The 17,527-nt window shown below is 65.6% G+C and carries 15 protein-coding genes; 8 read left to right on the top strand and 7 right to left on the bottom strand.

Annotated features, from left to right (window positions below; all coding sequences use genetic code 11):
* Nucleotides 1-30 precede the first annotated feature (30 nt).
* On the top strand, nt 31-2,355 hold the full coding sequence (locus tag I6F33_RS23200; RefSeq protein ID WP_225144240.1) for a xanthine dehydrogenase family protein molybdopterin-binding subunit: 2,325 nt from the start codon (nt 31-33) through the stop codon (nt 2,353-2,355).
* Nucleotides 2,356-2,568: 213 nt separating this feature from the next.
* On the opposite strand, the gene I6F33_RS23195 is transcribed toward I6F33_RS23200, so the two are convergent.
* From I6F33_RS23195 to I6F33_RS23185, 3 genes are read right to left on the bottom strand one after another with little or no spacing between them, the layout of a single operon-like run.
* The gene (locus tag I6F33_RS23195) at nt 2,569-3,765 is read right to left on the bottom strand and encodes an acyl-CoA dehydrogenase family protein (RefSeq protein ID WP_225142135.1); all 1,197 of its coding nucleotides are present in this window, start codon (nt 3,763-3,765) and stop codon (nt 2,569-2,571) included.
* Between the two features lie 13 nt (nt 3,766-3,778).
* The gene (locus tag I6F33_RS23190; protein WP_225144239.1) at nt 3,779-4,927 is read right to left on the bottom strand and encodes an acyl-CoA dehydrogenase family protein; all 1,149 of its coding nucleotides are present in this window, start codon (nt 4,925-4,927) and stop codon (nt 3,779-3,781) included.
* Between the two features lie 5 nt (nt 4,928-4,932).
* Nucleotides 4,933-5,787 carry an enoyl-CoA hydratase gene (locus I6F33_RS23185; RefSeq protein WP_036028670.1) on the bottom strand — a complete coding sequence of 285 codons (855 nt, stop codon included), beginning with the start codon at nt 5,785-5,787 and terminating at the stop codon, nt 4,933-4,935.
* 143 nt (nt 5,788-5,930) lie between these two features.
* On the opposite strand from I6F33_RS23185, the gene I6F33_RS23180 reads away from it, so the two are divergent.
* The 6 genes from I6F33_RS23180 (at nt 5,931) to I6F33_RS23155 (ending at nt 11,273) form a co-directional block, all read left to right on the top strand.
* Entirely contained in the window at nt 5,931-6,539 is a 609-nt protein-coding gene (locus I6F33_RS23180) for a LemA family protein (RefSeq protein WP_036009681.1), read from the top strand.
* A 131-nt stretch (nt 6,540-6,670) separates the two neighbouring features.
* Nucleotides 6,671-7,585, top strand: coding sequence for a YgcG family protein (locus I6F33_RS23175; protein WP_225144238.1), 915 nt, complete (start codon nt 6,671-6,673; stop codon nt 7,583-7,585).
* A gap of 5 nt (nt 7,586-7,590) precedes the next feature.
* A complete protein-coding gene (locus I6F33_RS23170) occupies nt 7,591-8,088 on the top strand; it encodes a TPM domain-containing protein (RefSeq protein ID WP_225144237.1) in 498 nt (165 codons plus the stop codon).
* 313 nt (nt 8,089-8,401) lie between these two features.
* Nucleotides 8,402-9,397, top strand: coding sequence for a hypothetical protein (locus I6F33_RS23165; RefSeq protein WP_225144325.1), 996 nt, complete (start codon nt 8,402-8,404; stop codon nt 9,395-9,397).
* Between the two features lie 93 nt (nt 9,398-9,490).
* Nucleotides 9,491-11,029, top strand: coding sequence for a hypothetical protein (locus I6F33_RS23160; protein WP_225144236.1), 1,539 nt, complete (start codon nt 9,491-9,493; stop codon nt 11,027-11,029).
* Nucleotides 11,030-11,108: 79 nt separating this feature from the next.
* Nucleotides 11,109-11,273, top strand: a complete 165-nt coding sequence (locus tag I6F33_RS23155) for a hypothetical protein (RefSeq protein ID WP_167361650.1) — start codon at nt 11,109-11,111, stop codon at nt 11,271-11,273.
* 159 nt (nt 11,274-11,432) lie between these two features.
* Here the strand turns inward: I6F33_RS23155 and I6F33_RS23150 are convergent, their stop codons facing one another.
* The 3 genes from I6F33_RS23150 to putA all read right to left on the bottom strand — a co-directional run bounded on the left by I6F33_RS23150 (nt 11,433) and on the right by putA (nt 16,565).
* A complete protein-coding gene (locus tag I6F33_RS23150) occupies nt 11,433-12,080 on the bottom strand; it encodes a glutathione S-transferase family protein (protein ID WP_036009689.1) in 648 nt (215 codons plus the stop codon).
* Between the two features lie 164 nt (nt 12,081-12,244).
* Nucleotides 12,245-13,450 carry a CaiB/BaiF CoA-transferase family protein gene (locus I6F33_RS23145; RefSeq protein ID WP_225144235.1) on the bottom strand — a complete coding sequence of 402 codons (1,206 nt, stop codon included), beginning with the start codon at nt 13,448-13,450 and terminating at the stop codon, nt 12,245-12,247.
* A gap of 115 nt (nt 13,451-13,565) precedes the next feature.
* Nucleotides 13,566-16,565 carry a bifunctional proline dehydrogenase/L-glutamate gamma-semialdehyde dehydrogenase PutA gene (putA, locus tag I6F33_RS23140; protein WP_225144234.1) on the bottom strand — a complete coding sequence of 1,000 codons (3,000 nt, stop codon included), beginning with the start codon at nt 16,563-16,565 and terminating at the stop codon, nt 13,566-13,568.
* A 114-nt stretch (nt 16,566-16,679) separates the two neighbouring features.
* On the opposite strand from putA, the gene I6F33_RS23135 reads away from it, so the two are divergent.
* Nucleotides 16,680-17,141, top strand: a complete 462-nt coding sequence (locus I6F33_RS23135; RefSeq protein WP_036009699.1) for an Lrp/AsnC ligand binding domain-containing protein — start codon at nt 16,680-16,682, stop codon at nt 17,139-17,141.
* A 172-nt stretch (nt 17,142-17,313) separates the two neighbouring features.
* Here the strand turns inward: I6F33_RS23135 and I6F33_RS23130 are convergent, their stop codons facing one another.
* Nucleotides 17,314-17,514 carry a cold-shock protein gene (locus I6F33_RS23130; RefSeq protein ID WP_008563500.1) on the bottom strand — a complete coding sequence of 67 codons (201 nt, stop codon included), beginning with the start codon at nt 17,512-17,514 and terminating at the stop codon, nt 17,314-17,316.
* Nucleotides 17,515-17,527: the final 13 nt, after the last annotated feature.

The raw sequence follows: 17,527 nt of genomic DNA, 5'->3' as shown, positions 1-17,527 counted from the left end.
CGTTTTTCCCGATCTCGAGGATACAGCGGAATGAACATTCTTCCCGGCAATTTGCGTTTCGGAGCGGGGCAGCCCGTCAAGCGTTTGGAAGACCAGAGGCTGCTCACCGGGAAGGGACAGTTCATCGACGACAAGCCTGCAGACGGCGCGCTGTGGTTGCACGTGCTGCGCTCGCCGCACGCCCACGCCAAGATCGTCTCGATCGACACCAGCGCCGCGGCTTCGATGCCGGGCGTTGCCGCGATCTACACCGGCGCGGACCTCGTCAAGGACGACATCGGTACCATCCCGACGCTGAACATCTTCAAGCGCCCGGACGGCAAGCCGATGACGGTGCCGCCGCGCCGGCTGCTCGCCCATGAGGTCGTCCGCTATGCCGGCGAGGCCGTGGCCGCGGTGGTGGCGTCATCGCGCGTGGAGGCGCAGAGCGCGGCCGAGGCGATCGTGGTCGAATACGATGTGCAGCCCGCGGTGGTCGATCCCGTCGAGGCGGTGAAATCAGGCGCGCCCGTGGTGTGGCCGGAGGCGCCCGACAACATCGTCGGCGCGATGTCTTACGGCGACGCCGCCAAGGTCGACGAGGCCTTTGCCAAGGCGGCGCACACCGTCGAGCTCGATATCGTCAGCCAGCGTCTCGTTCCGTCCGCGATGGAGCCGCGCTCGACCATTGCCGAGATCGACAAGAAGTCCGGCCGTCTCCTGCTGCACGTGCAGTCGCAGACGCCGGCCTCGACCCGCGACGTGCTGGCGGAAGCCGTGCTCAAGCGTCCCAAGGACAGTGTCCGCGTGCTGGTCGGCGACATCGGCGGCGGCTTCGGCCAGAAGACCAATCTCTATCCCGAGGACGGCATCGTCGCCTATGCCGCGACCAAGCTGAACAAGAAGATCCGCTGGCGCGGCGACCGCACCGATGAGTTCGTCGGCGGTACCCACGGCCGTGATCTCACGTCCACGGCGTCCTTCGCGCTGGATGACAAGGGCAAGGTGCTGGCCTATCGCGTCAAGTCGATCGGCTGCACCGGGGCCTATTCCTCGGGCGCGGCCAACATCATCCCGCTGGTGCTCGGGCCGTTCGTACAGACCGGTGTCTACGACCTGCCGCTGGTGCACTTCGAGGTGCAGTCGGTGATGACCCACACCGCGCCGGTCGGGGCCTATCGTGGCGCCGGCCGCCCTGAGGCGGTGTTCATCGTCGAGCGCCTGTTCGACGCCGCTGCGCGAAAAATCGGCATGGATCCGCGCGCGATCCGTAAGGCCAACTACATCAAGCCGGCGCAGCTGCCCTACACCAATGCGGCCGGCCAGGTCTACGATTCCGGCGCCTTCGCGCACATGCTCGACCGCGCCGTGAAGCTCGCTGACTGGGACGGCTTTGCCGCGCGCAAGAAGGCCGCGAAGAAGAAGGGCCTGCTCTACGGCCGCGGACTCACCTCCTACATCGAGTGGACCGGCGGCCGCGCCCACACCGAGAAGGTCACGCTGCAAGCGACCTCGCAAGGCCGCGTTGTGCTGCATTCCGGCACCATGGCGATGGGGCAGGGGCTGCAGACCACCTACACCCAGATGATCTCCGACACGCTCGGCATTGCCATGGACAAGATCGACGTGGTGCAGGGCGACACCGATCTTGCCATGGGCTTCGGCAGCGTCGGCTCGCGCTCGCTGTTCGTCGGCGGCACCGCGGTTGCGGTCTCCTCGAATGACTTGATCCAGAAGGCGCGCGAGAAGGCCGCGAACGTGCTGGAGACTTCGGTCGAGGATATCGAATATCAGGGCGGCATGCTCACCGTGGTCGGCACCGACCGCCGCATCAGCCTGTTCGATCTCGCCGAGAAGGAGAGCGGCGCCAGGCTCAGCGTCGATTCCGAAGGCGAGGTCGATGGTCCCAGCTGGCCGAACGGCACGCATATCTGCGAGGTCGAGATCGACCCCGAGACCGGCGTCTCCAAGGTCGTGCGCTACACCACGGTCGACGACGTCGGCGTCGCCGTGAACCCGATGCTGGTCACCGGCCAGATCCATGGCGGCGTCGCGCAAGGCATCGGCCAGGCGCTGTATGAAGGCGTGTCGTATGATGCCGACGGCCAGCTGCTGACGGCGAGCTACCAGGATTACTGCATCCCGCGCGCGGACGACGTGCCGCCGATCGTAGTGACGCTGGATGATTCCGCGCCCTGCCGCACCAATCCGCTCGGCGCCAAGGGCTGCGGCGAATCCGGCGCCATCGGCGGCCCGCCCTGCGTCACCAACGGCGTGATGGACGCGCTCGCCGAGCTCGGCATCACCCAGCTGAACACGCCCCTGACGCCGCAGAAGATCTGGCAGGCGATCCGGGACGCGAAGGCGGCGGGTTGAGCCCAACGCTTTGTTGCTCTAGCTGTCGCAGCAGACTCAACCGTCGTCCCGGGGCGCGCAAAGCGCGAGCCCGGGACCCATAACCACAGGAAGTGGTTGTCGTGCGAAGCTGGCAACTCCGAGTCCCCATAACCACATCTTCCTGTGGTTATGGGTCCCCGCCTTCGCGGGGACGACACCGAGCGAGTGGCTCTATCCACGCCAGCCCGCCCGTCAAATCCCCAGCATCATCTTCGCGATAATATCCCGCTGGATTTCCGAGGTGCCGCCGAAGATGGTGTAGGCGCGGCCGTTGAGATATTCCGGCATCACCGTCAGCATCTCCTCAGGCGTCGCCGGCTCGTGGTTGAGCTTGTAGAGCGGGCGCATCGGCTCGACGGCGAGGGCGTCGTGGCCGATCACGTCGGCTCCCAACCGCGTCACGGCCTGGCGGATCTCGCTGTTGCGCAGCTTCAGGATCGACGACACCGCGCCGGGATTCTGGCCGGTCTGGAGTGCCGAGAGCACGCGTAGCTCCGTCATCTCGAGCGCGTCGATGTCGACCTCGACCTCGGCAATCCGCGTCGCGATGTCGGGGCTGTCGATGGCGCGGCCCGTGAGGTCGGACTCGGCAAGATCGGCAACCGCCTTCAATCCTTCGCGCAGCTTGGCCGAGGCGATGCCCGCGCCGCGCTCGAACTCAAGCAGATATTTGCCGTAGGTCCAGCCCTTGCCTTCCTCGCCGACGCGGTTGGCGACGGGCACGCGGACGTCGTCGAAGAACACCTGGTTGACCTCGTGGTCGCCGCCGATGGTGAGGATGGGACGGATGGTGATGCCCGGCGTCTTCATGTCGATCAGGATGAAGCTGATGCCGTCCTGCTGCCGCGGCCCATCGCTGGTGCGCACCAGCGCGAACATGCGGTTGGCGTGATGGGCGTGCGTGGTCCAGATCTTGGTGCCGTTGATGATGTAGTCGTCGCCGTCGCGCACCGCGCGCGTCTTGAGGGACGACAGATCTGAGCCGGAGCCCGGCTCGGAATAGCCCTGGCACCAATAATCCTCGCCGGAGAGAATCCGCGGCAGGTAGAAATTCTTCTGCTCGGGGCTGCCGAAGCCGATGATGACGGGCCCGACCATCTTCACGCCCATCACGTTGACGTTGGGCACGCCGGCGCGGGCGCATTCAGTCTCGAAGATCCAGCGCTGCGCCGGCGTCCAGTCGGGGCCGCCATATTCGACCGGCCAGCCCGGCGCGCCCCAGCCTTGGGCGTGCAGCGCGCGCTGCCAGGCCATGCCGATGTCGGGATCGGAGAACACCGATGGCGTCAGCGCGGTCGCGCGCTTCATTTCCTCGGTGAGATTCTTGGCGATGAAGCCGCGCACCTCGCTCTGGAAGGCGCGCTCCTCGGCATTGAACGACAGGTCCATGATGCGCTCCTTGTTAAGCAGAGATGGCCCTGCGGCTCAGCTCGGCGTGGCGGGCATAGTGATGCGCGCTGCCGCCGAACAGCGTGTCGAACGCGACGAGGCGCTTGAAATAGGCGCCGACCTCAAGCTCCTCGGTGACGCCCATGCCGCCATGGAGCTGGATCGACTGCTCGCCGACGAAGCGCGCGCATTTGCCGATCTTCGCCTTCGCGCCCGAGGCTGCCCGGGCACGCTCGATCGGCGCGCTATCGGCCTTCAACGCCGCGCGCAGCGCCATCGAGCGGGCCTCGTCCACCTGCATCGCCATGTCGGCGAGGCGGTGGCGGATCACCTGGTTGGCGGAGAGCGGCCGGCCGAATTGTTTTCGGATCTTGGTGTAGTCGAGCGTGGTGTCGAGCAGCGTCTGCATGATGCCGACAGCTTCCGCACCGAGCGCGGCCATGGCGCGATCAATCGCCCATTCGATCGCGGGCACGGCGTCGCTGCCGTCGCCGAGCAGGGCGTCTTCCGGCAGATGCGCGTCGAACAGCTCGATGTTGCAGGCGCGTCCGCCGCCGAGACGGGGATAATCACTGATGACGAGGCTTGACGTCGTCGCCTGCACGAGGAACAGGCCGATCCGGCCCGAGGGGCCTCGATGATCGTGGATATGGGCGGAGACGATGATCTCGTCGGCGGCATGTCCGTCGAGCACGGCGATCTTGCTGCCGGAAAGGCGCCAGCCTTGTCCGGTCTTGTTGGCGCTGGTCGTGACCTTGGCAAGATCGAACCGGGCGGCGCGCTCCGAATGCGCCAGGGCAAGCTTCAGTGATCCGTCCGCCACCTTGGGCACGCTCGCCTGCTTCTGCTCGCTGGTGCCGCATCTGGCGATCAGCGCGGCCCCGAGCACGATTGTTGCGACATAAGGCTCAGAAACCAGGCCCCGGCCGAAGGCCTCCATCAAGATGCCGATATCGACCGCGCCGCCGCCGAGCCCGCCGAACTCTTCCGGAAGCGGCAGCGCCAGCCAGCCAAGCTCGGCGAACTGCTTCCAAACGGCCGGGCTGAAGCCGAGCGGATCATTCGCGATTCTGCGGCGGTGGTCGGCATCGTAGCTTTCGGCCACGAATCGTTCCGCGCTCTCGCGCAGCAACTTTTGCTCGTCACTGAGATTGAGATCCATCGCGTCTACTCCGCGGCGGCCGGCGGCTTGCGCACGGAGGGATGCAGGCCGGATGGATCGACGATCATGCCGAACTCCTGGAGATTGTGCGCGTGGCAGAGCTGATGCAGCGCGAAGGCCTGGTCGATCGCGGCCGGCTGGCCCATGACGTCGACCGAGCGGTTGACCGCCTCCTTGGTCAGCTTCAGCGCGAAGGACGGTTTTGTTGCGATCCTTCGCGCCAGCTCCAGCACGCGCGACGACAGCTCGGCGCGCGGCACGATTTGGTTGACCATGCCGAGCTGGTGCGCCTCCTGCGCGCTCCAGCTGTCGGCGGTGAACAGGAACTCCTTGGCCTTGCGTGGTCCCAGCTCCCAGGGATGCACGAACCATTCGACGCCGCACACGCCCATGGTGACGACGGGATCGCAGAACTGCGCATCGTCGCTGGCGACGATGAGATCGCAGGCCCAGGCCAGCATCAAGCCGCCGGCGATGCACTTGCCATGCACCTCGGCAATGGTGGGCTTTGCCAGATTGCGCCAGCGCCGGGTGATCTGGAGATAAATCTCCTGCTCGCGGGCGAACCGGCCATGGGCGTTCGGCTCGGCGAAACCGCCCCAATTTCCAATCGGCGGGAAATCGACCCCTGCGGTATTCTTGTCTCCGGGGCGCAGGTCGTGGCCGGAGGAGAAGTGCGGGCCGTTCCCGGCGAGAATGATCACCTTGACCGCATCGTCCTGCACCGCCGCGTCGAAGGCGGCGTTGAGGTCGTAGGTCATTTGCAGGTTCTGCGCGTTGCGCGCCTCGGGCCGGTTCATCACGACACGGACGATCGCCGGCTCAGGCCGTTCCACGAGGATGGTCTCGAACGAGGACATCGCGTTCCCCCTGGTGTTTCCGCTCTTGTTTTGCCGGAGTTGACTATGTCGGCCGGTGCGAGGCAAGAGGCTTGCGTCAGCCTGCTGCTTTTCTCAGGCGCGCAATCTGATAGTTTGCGCCGGATTCCACCGGGAGAAATTTAATGCGCAAGATCCTGACCGTGCTGGCCGCCCTGGCCTCGCTGAGCCTGACCAATTGCGGCTACAACGCGATCCAGAGCGAGGACGAGCAGATCAAGGGCAATTGGTCCGAGGTCGTGAACCAGTATCAGCGCCGCGCCGATCTCGTGCCCAATCTCGTCAACTCGGTGAAGGGCTTTGCCCAGCAGGAGAAGGACGTGCTGCTCGGCGTCACCAATGCACGCGCCAAGGTCGGCAGCATTCAGGCGACGCCGGAGGTGCTGAACGATCCCGCCGCGTTCCAGAAATTCCAGGCCGCGCAGAGCGAGCTCTCCAGCGCGCTGTCGCGCCTTCTGGTCGTCACCGAGAACTATCCGCAGCTGAAGTCCGATGCCCTGTTCAAGGACCTGATGTCGCAGCTCGAGGGCACCGAGAACCGCATCACGGTGGCGCGCAACCGCTACATCAAGGCGGTGCAGGATTATAACGTCACCGTCCGCTCGTTCCCGACCAATCTCACCGCGATGGCGTTCGGCTACAAGGAGAAGCCGAACTTCTCTGTCGAGAACGAGAAGGCGATCTCGACCGCGCCGAAGGTGGACTTTAACGCGGCGCCGGCGCCGTCGAAGTAAGCGCGTCGTTTCGAATGCGCGCCCCACACTCCGCTGTCATTCCCCGCGAAGGCGGGGAATCCAGTACGCCGCAGCCTCTCCGCATCCCACGGGCGTCTCTGGAATACTGGATCGCCCGGTCAAGCCGGGCGATGACAGCGAGGATTTGGTGGGCGCATCGAGCGATCGCCTCTTTTGTGTTCGCCATCGCCCTCCTCCTCACCTTTGCCTTCCCCTCCCATGCCGACGTCGCCGTCCCCCAGCTCACCGGCCGTGTCGTCGATCAGACCGGCACGCTCTCCAGCAGCGACATCGCCACGCTCACGCAAAAGCTGCGCGACTTCGAAAACCGCAAGGGCAGCCAGATCGCTGTCCTGATCGTCGCGACCACGCAGCCGGAGACGATCGAGCAATTCTCGATTCGCGTCGCGGAGGCCTGGAAGATCGGTCGCAAGAAGGTCGACGACGGCGCGATTCTCGTCGTCGCCAAGAACGACCGGCATTTGCGCATCGAGGTCGGCTACGGTCTCGAAGGCGTGCTCACCGACGTCACCTCTCGGCGCATCATCGACGAGGCGATCACCCCCAAGTTCAGGAGTGGCGATTTCGCCGCGGGCATCAGCGCAGGCGTGGACCGCATGTTGCGGGTGATCGACGGCGAGCCGCTGCCGTCACCCTCGCGCAGCGTCAACTTCGCCCACAATAGTCTGGATGATCTGGCGCCGGTGTTTGCGGTGGCGCTGTTCGCTTCGATCGGCGTCGGCGGTTTCTTCCGCGCGGTCCTGGGGCGGCTGCTCGGATCATTGGTGACCGGGGGCATCATCGCAGCGGTAACCTGGCTCATTCTCGGCTCCGCGGCGCTCGCGGCGGCTGTCGGCATCCTCGGGTTCATCGTCGGATTCATCGCCGATCTGTTTTCGGCGATCACGCCGGGCACGGGCCGCTCGCGCGGCGGCTCGTGGTCGAGCGGCTCCTCCGGCGGATGGAGCAGCGGATCGTCGAGTAGCGGCGGCTTCAGCGGCGGCGGCGGCAGTTTTGGCGGCGGCGGCGCCTCGGGGAGCTGGTAGCGATCATGAGCATCAAGCGCATTGCCCGACATCTCGTGCAGCATCACTGGCGGGCGAAGCAGATCTTTCCGCAAGCGGTGCTCGACCGCATCGAGCAGGCGATCAAGCGCGGCGAAGCCACCCATTCCGGCCAGGTCCGCTTCGTTGTCGAAGGGGCGCTCGACGGCGGCCCGCTGTTCCGCAACCAGCCGGCCCGCGCGCGCGCGCTCGACGTGTTCTCGCATCTGCGTGTCTGGGACACCGCCCACAACAATGGCGTTCTGATCTATCTCCTGCTCGCGGACCGCGACGTCGAGATCATCGCCGATCGCGGCATCGACGCGAAAGTCGGCGCGGAGGGTTGGGAGACGATCTGCCGCGCGATAGAGGCCGAGTTCAGATCGGGCCGGTTCGAACGCGGCGTGATCAGTGGCATCGAGGCCGTGTCGCGCGAACTGGCAAAGCATTTTCCGAAGCAGGGGCCGCATGCGAACGAGCTGCCGGATGCTCCCGTCGTGATGTGACGGATAGTGATTTGATCGGAGCGCGCGCGGCGCGCTCCGTCATTGCGAGGAGCCCTTGCGACGAAGCAATCCAGACTGCCTCCGCGGAGCTGCGCTCGCAATGACGCCATGGGGGCCATTCCGCCCCCGTTCATCTTCCCCCGATTACGAACTGTTTCACGCCCGCCACACCGGTTCCACTTTCCCGGCCCAATTCGGCCCCGGATGAATTCCTAAAATTTCGGTAAGCGGGTCCCGAGGTAAGGATTTCGCAAGCAATGAAAGTTACCAAAAGGTCAACCGAGACTGGAGTATTTGAGCCGTGAGCGAACCAATGCCCGAGCAGGCTGCCCAGGATTCCGCTGCCATCGACGCGGCAGCGCCGCAGGCCATCGAGGCTGCCGCGGGTATCGAGGCCCCCTCGATCGCCCCCGACCACGAAGCGCCGCCCAAGCCCGATCCGGTCAAGGCGGACGCCCCGAAGATTGAGCCGCCGCGGATCGAAGTGCCGAAGTTTGAGGCCAAGACTGAGGCCAAGACTGACGCCAAAGCTGAGGCCAAGCCCGAGCCGAAGCACGGCAAGCTCATCGTCATGCCGCCCGCCGACCGCGCCTGGGAGCGCGAGGAGTTCGCCCCGCATGGGAAGGCGGACGAGCCGCGCGAGTCCGGCAGCAAGCGCCGGCTGTCGGCGATGGCCGCGGTGGTGGCGATTGCCGCCAGCGTCGGCGCGATCAGCGGCGCGCTTGCGACCGCCGGCATGATGCGTTTCGCCGCACCCGCCCCGGCTCCGGTCCAGGTCGCCGATACCAGCGCGCTGGATGCGTCCGTGGCGCGGATCGACGCCGACCTCGTCGCCCTGAAGGCCAATGTCGAGCAGAGCTCGAAGACCGGCCTCACCCAGTTCAACCGGGCCAACGACCGCCTGGACAAGCTCGAAAAGGCGCAGGCCGAGCCGCTGGCCAGGATCGCAAAGCTGTCCGAGGCCGTCGACAAGCTCCGCGCCACGCCGCCCGCCGCGCCTGCGCAGGCCGCTGCAGCGGTGCCCAAGGAGACCACCGGCTCGATCGCGCCGACGCAGGTCGCGACCGCGGCGGCCGCACCGGTCCCGGCGCCCGCAGCTCCCAAGACCGAAGTTGGGCGTCTGCCGACGATCGAAGGCTGGCGGCTGCGCAGCGCCGGCAATGGCGGCGCGCTGATCGAGGGCCGCGACGGCCTCTACGAGGTCTATCCCGGCGACCCCATCCCCGGCGTCGGCCGTGTCGATGCGATCCGCCGCCAGGATGGCCGCTGGGTGGTCGTCACCTCGAGGGGGCTGATCACCGGACGCTGAGCGTCCGATATCCGACTTTCGAAGAGGCGCTTCACTGCGATGTGAGGCGCCTTTTTGCTTGAATAGGTGTCCCTGCGCGGTGTTACCTCAGGCATGGGCCGCGCCTTGCGAATTCTCGTTGCTGCCGCCGCATTGCTGGGCGGTGTGGTTTCGCTGTTCGCAGCGGAGAATGCCGCGCTGACGCGCGGCACCGCGATTACCGATCCCGATCTCCTGCGCAAGCTCGACCAGAACAACACGCTGACGATCTCGCGTCTTTTGTCGCCGGAGCGGAATTCGGACGTCCCGCTCACGACCGAGCCGATGTTCGCCTCGCTGCCGCAGCTGAAAGACATTCTGCCCGCGATCGATGCGGAATTCGACCGCTATATCGCATGGTTCAGGGCGACCTATCCGGGCGAGACCATCGGCGTCGGCGAGGGCTTCGACGTACAATTGTTCGATCGGGCCAATCTGAAATCGCGCGAGGCGCGCTTCGTGCTGGCCGGCATCGTCAATCGCATGGATCGTGCCTATGTCTCGGAAGAGTCCTGTGGCGAGATCCGGCTGATCTATCGTCTGGCGCGCTTCGACAGCGGGCCGGATGGCGGCAAGACCGCAACGCGCCTGCCGATGACATTCAACCTCGTGATGAAGGCGCGCGATGGGCGCCAGACGGATGCGAACGGCAAGCCGATCAGCTGCGCCGAGATCGCGCGGCGCTGGCTCGACAATGGCGACTGGCAGGGCTTGATCGGCGGTCGCGCTCCGCCTGACGACGCCATGCTCGACAGCATCGAGACCAACATCCAGGTCTCGGTCGCGCCGAAATCGGCGCTGCACGATTTCCGCTCCGACTATCTTCTCAAGGTGTTCAAGTACAATGCCGCCACCAGGACATTCGTGGAATCGACGCTGGAGAACCAGATCGACCGCGATCGCATTCTTGCTGACGATGCGCTGCGGCGCGACTTCAAGGCCTGGCTGCTCGCGCCCGAGAACTTGCGTGAATTCGATCGCGGCACGGTGTTGATCCCCGAGAAATTCCTGGCCAGGGCCGCAATTGTGCCGACCCCCGCCGGCCTCGACGCCTCGGCGTTGCAGCCGGAGTTCGGCATGATGCAGGGGGAGGGCAAAGGCGATCCCGTCTTCACCGACAATGACGTGGTCGGCGCGCTGAAGCGGGCGGCGGCACGCGGCCTCGACATGCAGAACGTCCGTTCGGTCGCAGGCTTCCAGCGCCGGCTCAACGACGTCACCTGCACCGGCTGTCACCAGACCCGTGGCATCGGCGGCTTCCATTTCCCGGGCGTCGATTGGCTTGCGGACAGACCGTCGAATGCCGCCATCGTGGCGGCCTCGCCGCACTTCTTCGGCGACCAGCTCCGCCGCCGCGACATCCTGACCGCGTTCGCGGCCGGAAAAACCCCTGATCTCTCACGCGGATTTGCCAGCCGGCCGCAGACCCGCGGCAGCAGCGAGCTGGACGGCAGCGAATATCAGGACGGCTGGGGCGCGCATTGTTCCCTGCAAGATCCGGGATCGGGAACGCCGGACAGGAGTTTTACGTCATGGAGCTGTGCTAGCGGTCTGACCTGCCAGGCCGCCGCGGCCTCGCGCCGCATCGGCATGTGCTTCATCAAGACGCGTTAGCGCGTGATCCAGGAAAAGTGTGGAGCGGTTTTCCGAAGGATCACGCGCAAGATAAAGTCTCAAGCGATTTGGATGACCCATGACGGATACCGGCAACGCCAACAAGGCGCGCAATCGCGAGATCGCGCGGAACGAGGAAGTCAAGCAGGTCACCGGCAGCGCCCGCGTCAGCATCTGGGCCGTCGCGGTGGCCGTCATCATCGGCGGAATTCTGTTCACGCTGGGCTGGCTGTCGCTGAGGTGAGCTTGCTTACCTCTCCCCGCTTGCGGGGAGAGGTCGAATTCGATCGCAGATCGAATTCGGGTGAGGGGGTACAGGTCCCTCGACGAACTCACATGTGGAGAGAAGCCCCTCACCCAACCCTCTCCCCGTAAGAACGGGGAGAGGGAGAAGAGAGAGTCCTCACGTCGCGTAGTTCGTCATCCGTTTTCCCGGCAGCAGCTCGTAGGCCTGCTTCCAGCCCGGCAGCGCGGCCATGCGGCCGAGCCAGGCGTGGATGGCGGGATGGCTCGATGCGAAATCGAAGCCATGCTCGTCGCTGGGATAATGCAGATAGGCCATCATCGAGATGTCCGCGACCGTCGGCCTTGCGCCGATCGCGAATGCATTGTGCTGGAGATGGCCGTCGAGGATACCGAGAAAGTCTTCGAGCCGCCGGCGAAAATGCTTCAGCACCTGCGGATCGTTCTTCTCGGTGAAGGCGCGCATGAAGCGGTAGGTCGCCATGTAGCCGGTGAGCTTGTGGTTGTCCCAGAACAGCCAGCGCAGCAGCTCGAACTTCTCGTCCTCCGTCTCGGCGCCGAAACGGCCGTATTGCTCGGCCAGTTTCAGCAGCAGCGGCGCGGTCTGCGTCATCTTCACGCCGTCGATCTCGAGCACGGGAATCTCGCCCATCTCGTTGACGGCCTTGCGCCACTCCGCCGTGCGCGTGACGCCACCGGCAAAATCGGTCCAGACCGGCTCAAACGTCTCGCCGCAGAGCGTCAGCATCAGCGCCAGCTTGTAGCTGTTGCCGGATTCGGGGAAGTAGTGCAGGCGGTAGCTGGGCATGGGACCTCGCGGCACTGTGTGTTGCCGATTGTTATAGCGAGATAGTCCGGCATCGTCATTGCGAGCGCAGCGAAGCAATCCAGAATCTTTCCGCGGAGACAGTCTGGATTGCTTCGTCGCAAGGGCTCCTCGCAATGACGGTGTTCGGAGCAACCGACTCGGCCTTACCCCACCGCTCCCGACCCCCGCAGCTGCTTGATCGCCGCCTCGTCAAATCCCGCCTCGCGCAAAATCTCGTCACTGTGCTCGCCCACGGCTGGCGGCTTGCGCGGCTGCACCTTCTTGGCGCCGTCGATCCAGATCGGGCTGTTGATGGTCAGCATGGTGTCGTTCTCGAACGGCACCAGCACCTCGTTGTCGAGCATCTGCTTGTCGTTGGGGATGTCGTCCAGGATGGCGACGACGCCGAACACGAGGCCGTTACCGTCGAGGATTCTCCGCCATTCGGCGAGATCCCTGGTGGCGAAGGTCTCGTCCAAAATCCTGATCAGCTCGACCGAGCGGGCGTGACGGTCGGCCTTGGTGGCGAAGCGGGGATCGTTGATCAGATCCTCGCGGCCCAGGCACTTGGCCAGCGTCGGAAACTGCTTCTCTTCGTTCAGCAGCGACAGGATCAGCCAGCGGCCGTCCTTGCACTGGTAATGATTGGCCACCGCGTTAAGCGCGCGCTCGCGCGGGCGCCGCTCGCCGAACTTGGCGCCGCAGAGCTTGGCCTGCGCCAGCACGCTCGCGGCCCACACCCCGTTCGCCATCAGGTTGGACGCGACGTGCGAGCCCTTGCCGGTCTTCTCGCGCTGATACAGTGCGGTGACGATCGCGCCGTAGAACGCCATGGCGCAAGGGTGGTCGCCCATGCCCGCGACCGAGCGCGCTGGCGTGGTGTCAGTGTCGGCGCGGACGAGGTCCATCAGGCCGGAGCGCGCCCAATAGGCATTGCTGTCGAAGCCGGGCTTGTTGGCTTCCTCGCCCTTTTCGCCGTAGCCGGTGAAGGAGGCGTAGATCAGCCGGTCGTTGAGATGGGCGAGATGATCATAGGTGATGCCGAGCTTGGCGCGCACCGGCGGCGGCATGTTGGTGATGAAGACGTCGGCCTCTGCCACGAGCTTGTAGAGCACGGCCTGCGCTTCCGGCTTCGACAGGTCGAGCGCGATGCTCTTCTTGTTGCGCGCCTCCAGCAGCCAGGCGAAATTGTGCTCGCCTGAGGGATAGCCCGGCAGGTTCGGCAGGTTGCGATAGGGGTCGCCAGTGCCGGGCGGCTCGATCTTGATGACGTTGGCGCCGAAATCCGACAGCACGGTCGCGGCCGCAGGCGCTGCGATGAAGCTCGCGCAGTCCAGCACCTTCAGGCCTGCAAAAATGCCCTTCTCCATCGCGGCGTCGCTCCCTCGCTTCAGTCGTTTCCCGCGCGCTGGAATTGGCGCGAGCGCGTGATGAGAGCATTAGACCGATGTTTTGCCGGGATGCAACGGCGCCTGGCGCAGGGCCTCACTCCTCCCCCGCAAGCAATGCGGCATTGCCGCCGGCCGCAGCCGTGTTGATCGTCACGGTCTGCTCGGTGGCAAAGCGCGCGAGGTAGTGCGGGCCGCCGGCCTTGGGGCCGGTTCCGGACAGGCCGCTGCCGCCGAACGGCTGCACGCCGACCACGGCGCCGATCATGTTGCGGTTCACGTAGATGTTGCCGACCTGGACGCGGTCGACGATGGCCTCGATGGTGTCGTCGATGCGCGAATGGATGCCGAGGGTGAGCCCGTAGCCGGTGCGCGCGATGGATTCCAGCACACGCGCCAGGTTCTCGGCGCGATAGCGTACGACATGCAGGATCGGGCCGAACACCTCCTCGGTGAGCTGACCGGCCTCCTTGAGCTCGAAGATATGCGGCGCGACGAAGCAGCCATCCGGCGCGGTGCCCGCAAAATGCAGCCGCGCCTCGCGCTTCATCCGCGCGATATGCGCATCGAGGCGTTGCTTGGCCTCGTCGTCGATCACTGGACCGACATGGGTCGCCACGTCCACGGGATCTCCAATCCTGAGTTCGCGCGCGGCGCCCGCGATCATCTCGATCATGCGGTCGGCGACATCCTCCTGCGCGAACAGGAGCCGCAAGGCCGAGCAGCGCTGGCCTGCGGAGCGGAACGCAGAGGTCACGACGTCGTCGGCGACCTGCTCGGGCAGTGCGGTCGCATCCGCGATCATGGCATTGATGCCGCCGGTCTCCGCGATCAGCGGCACGATCGGCCCGTCCTTGGCGGCCAGCGTCCGGTTGATCTGGCGCGCGACGTCGGTCGAGCCGGTGAAGACTACTCCGGCGACATCAGGATGCGCGGTGAGGACGCCGCCGATGCGGCCGTCGCCGGTGACGAGATGCAGCGCGCTTCTGGGGATGCCGGCCTCGTGCAGCAGGGCTACGGCCTCGCGCGCGATGCGCGGCGTCTGCTCGGCGGGTTTCGCCACCACGCTATTGCCGGCCATCAGCGCCGCGGTCACCTGGCCAAGGAAGATTGCGAGCGGAAAATTCCACGGCGAGATCGCGACGAACACGCCGCGGCCGCGCAGGCTAAGCACATTGCTCTCGCCGGTCGGGCCGGGCATGGCGGCATCGTTTCCGAACAGCTTGCGGCCCTGCGCGGCATAGTAGCGGCAGAAGTCGGCGGCTTCGCGCAGCTCGGACAGAGCGTCGTCGAGCGTCTTGCCGCCCTCGGCTTGCAGCAGCGCGATGAAACGGGCGCCGCGGGTTTCCAGAAGATGCGCGGCCTGCTCCAGCGCCGCCGCGCGTGTGCCTGCAGGTGTCCGGCTCCAGGCAGTAAAGCCGGCGCGCGCAGTCGTCACCGCCGCGTTGGCCTGATCCCGTGTTGCGTCAGCGACAGGCTTGAGGTCGGCCGCCGCGGCCTTCACGTCCGTCAGCAGCTGGTCGAGGGCGGCACGCTCACCGAATTCGACGCCGCGCGAATTGCGCCGCTCCGGCGCGAACAGATCTGCCGGCAACGGAATCTTGGCATGAGGTGCCTGCAATGCCTGGCCGATGGCATTCGCCGGGCGCTGCAGCAGCGCCGTGACAGGCACGCGATAATCGGCCGCCTGCGCCACGAAGGACGAGTTGGCGCCGTTCTCCAACAGGCGCCGCACCAGATAGGCGAGCAGGTCGCGATGGCTGCCGACCGGCGCATAGGTGCGATAGGCGATGTCAGGATGATCCTTTGCGAGTTGCTCGTAGAGCGCTTCGCCCATGCCATGCAGGCGCTGGAACTCGAAGCCGCCGCCATCTGCTGCGAGCTCCAGCACGGTCGCGACCGTCAGCGCGTTGTGGGTGGCGAATTGCGGGAAGATGCGCGGCCGCAAGGCGAGAAGCTTCGTCGCGCAGGCGACGAAGTTCAGATCGGTCATCGCCTTGCGCGTGAACACGGGATAGCCGTCGAGCCCGCGCTCCTGCGCGCGCTTGATCTCGGTGTCCCAATAGGCGCCCTTGACGAGGCGCACCATCAGCTTGCGGTCATGCGCGCGGGCGAGTTCATCGACATAGTCGATCACCGCGCTGGCGCGCTTCTGATAGGCCTGGATCGCGAGGCCAAATCCGTCCCAGCCGGAAAGCGAGGGATCGGCGAGCGTCGCCGCGATCACGTCGAGCGACAGCTCCAGCCGGTCGGCTTCCTCGGCATCGACGGTGAAGTTGAGGTCATGCGTCTTGGCGCGCTGCGCAAGGTCCAGCAATAGCGGCACCAGCTCGGCCATCACGCGGCCGCGGCTGATCGCCTCGAAACGCGGATGCAGCGCCGAAAGCTTGACCGAGATGCCGGGCCGGTCGGGCAGGGGATGGTTGCCCGAAGCCTTGCCGATCGTGTCAATCGCGCTGGCATAGGCGTCGAAATAGCGCTTGGCATCGGCGGCCGTGCGCGCGCCTTCGCCGAGCATGTCGAAGGAATAGCGCGGCTTCTGGCCCGAGCGCGGCCGAGCCCGCTCCAGCGCCTGCTCGATGGTCTCCCCTAACACGAAATGGTTGCCCATCAACCGCATCGCCTGGCGCGTCGCGGTGCGCACCGCCGGTGCGCCGAGCCGCTTCACCAGCCGGCCGATGGTGCCGTCGGGCGTCTCGCCGGGCTGGATCACCCGCGCCGACAGGCCGAGCGCCCAGGCCGAGGCGTTGACCAGGAACGCGGTGGACTTGGTCTCGTGATGGATGAAATCGCCCTCGCCGAGCTTGTCCTCGATGAACTGGTCGGCCGTGCGCGCATCGGGCACGCGCAGCAGCGCCTCGGCCAGCACCATCAGCGCCAGCCCCTCCTTGGTCGAGAGCGCGAACTCCCGCAGCATGTCCTCGACCCCGCCGAGCCGGTCGTCGCGCTTGCGGATCGCCTCGATCAGCCGCGTCGCGAGGCGGTCGATCCGGGCCTCCCGTGCCGGGATGAGATGCGAGGCCGGCAGAACCTTTGCGGCGATCTCGGAATCATCGGGGGCGTAAGGCGCGGAGAAGGGGGGCGGGATGTTCGGCATGGCGTGTCCTGTGGCTGAAATCCAGGATAAGGCCCGCGTGACCGTAGTTCGATAGACAATTTAGCCAGTTTGCCTTAGAAAATGAAGAGGATTAGCCATTTGGCCGGATAAGATATGGAACTCGATCGAACAGACCGGAAAATCCTCTCGATCCTGCAGGAGGATGGGCGCATCGCCAATGTCGAGCTCGCCGAGCGCATCGGGCTGTCGCCGACCTCGATCGGCGAGCGGTTGAAGCGCCTGCAGCGCGAGGGCTTTGTCGAAGGCTATGGCGCGCGGCTCAACCCGCACCGGCTCGGCCTTGGGCTCCTGGTGTTCGTCGAGGTGCTGCTCGACAAGACCACGCCCGACAATTTCGAGCGGTTCGCCCGAGCCGTGAGGCTCGCCCCTGAAGTGCTGGAGTGTCACATGGTTGCCGGCGGCTTCGACTATCTTGTGAAGGCGCGGCTTGCAGACATGACCGCCTATCGACGCTTTCTCGGCGAGACCCTGCTGTCGATGCCGGGCGTGCGCGAGACGCGAACTTATGCGGTGATGGAGGAGATCAAGCGCGACGCACCGCTGCCGGTGGGTTAGCGAAGTGCAGTCGCGATTGTCATTGCTGTGGTTCGATGAGCGGTCTTCGCAAGGAAAAAATAGCTATCCTTGTGCAATCGCAACGCCTGTCGTCGAATGCACCGGCCGTCTTCTTAAATTTTCTTGGCCCGCTCCCGGACAAATCCGGGAGGCAGCAAAGGCTGGCGCGGGCTTATACTTTGAGGTTTTCCGCGGAGGTCTTGCCCCGGTTTGCGATCTCTTCGTATTCCACCGTCTGTCCCTCGTTGAGGGTCGACAGACCGGCCTTCTGCACTGCCGAGATATGCACGAACACATCCTTGCCACCCGACGCAGGCTGGATAAATCCATAACCCTTCGTCGGGTTGAACCACTTGACCGTACCTTTAGCCATCACGACTTCTCCG

Origin of the sequence: Bradyrhizobium sp. BRP20 (assembly GCF_020194215.1) — a bacterium.
In the GTDB taxonomy this organism is placed as follows: Bacteria; Pseudomonadota; Alphaproteobacteria; order Rhizobiales; family Xanthobacteraceae; genus Bradyrhizobium; species Bradyrhizobium yuanmingense.
Note: the sequence above shows the minus strand (reverse complement) of the source record. Positions and strands in the feature narration are given on the sequence as shown.

What these genes read in the sequence shown, in the direction of transcription:
- I6F33_RS23190 (WP_225144239.1), bottom strand. Translation starts at nt 4,927, where the DNA reads ATGGATCTCAATCTCAGTGACGAGCAAAAGTTGCTGCGCGAGAGCGCG.
- I6F33_RS23195 (WP_225142135.1), bottom strand. Translation starts at nt 3,765, where the DNA reads ATGGACCTGTCGTTCAATGCCGAGGAGCGCGCCTTCCAGAGCGAGGTG.
- I6F33_RS23170 (WP_225144237.1), top strand. Translation starts at nt 7,591, where the DNA reads ATGAGCATCAAGCGCATTGCCCGACATCTCGTGCAGCATCACTGGCGG.
- I6F33_RS23135 (WP_036009699.1), top strand. Translation starts at nt 16,680, where the DNA reads ATGGAACTCGATCGAACAGACCGGAAAATCCTCTCGATCCTGCAGGAG.
- I6F33_RS23200 (WP_225144240.1), top strand. Translation starts at nt 31, where the DNA reads ATGAACATTCTTCCCGGCAATTTGCGTTTCGGAGCGGGGCAGCCCGTC.
- I6F33_RS23175 (WP_225144238.1), top strand. Translation starts at nt 6,671, where the DNA reads ATGACAGCGAGGATTTGGTGGGCGCATCGAGCGATCGCCTCTTTTGTG.
- I6F33_RS23165 (WP_225144325.1), top strand. Translation starts at nt 8,402, where the DNA reads ATGCCCGAGCAGGCTGCCCAGGATTCCGCTGCCATCGACGCGGCAGCG.
- I6F33_RS23160 (WP_225144236.1), top strand. Translation starts at nt 9,491, where the DNA reads ATGGGCCGCGCCTTGCGAATTCTCGTTGCTGCCGCCGCATTGCTGGGC.
- I6F33_RS23150 (WP_036009689.1), bottom strand. Translation starts at nt 12,080, where the DNA reads ATGCCCAGCTACCGCCTGCACTACTTCCCCGAATCCGGCAACAGCTAC.
- I6F33_RS23185 (WP_036028670.1), bottom strand. Translation starts at nt 5,787, where the DNA reads ATGTCCTCGTTCGAGACCATCCTCGTGGAACGGCCTGAGCCGGCGATC.
- putA (WP_225144234.1), bottom strand. Translation starts at nt 16,565, where the DNA reads ATGCCGAACATCCCGCCCCCCTTCTCCGCGCCTTACGCCCCCGATGAT.
- I6F33_RS23180 (WP_036009681.1), top strand. Translation starts at nt 5,931, where the DNA reads ATGCGCAAGATCCTGACCGTGCTGGCCGCCCTGGCCTCGCTGAGCCTG.
- I6F33_RS23155 (WP_167361650.1), top strand. Translation starts at nt 11,109, where the DNA reads ATGACGGATACCGGCAACGCCAACAAGGCGCGCAATCGCGAGATCGCG.
- I6F33_RS23130 (WP_008563500.1), bottom strand. Translation starts at nt 17,514, where the DNA reads ATGGCTAAAGGTACGGTCAAGTGGTTCAACCCGACGAAGGGTTATGGA.
- I6F33_RS23145 (WP_225144235.1), bottom strand. Translation starts at nt 13,450, where the DNA reads ATGGAGAAGGGCATTTTTGCAGGCCTGAAGGTGCTGGACTGCGCGAGC.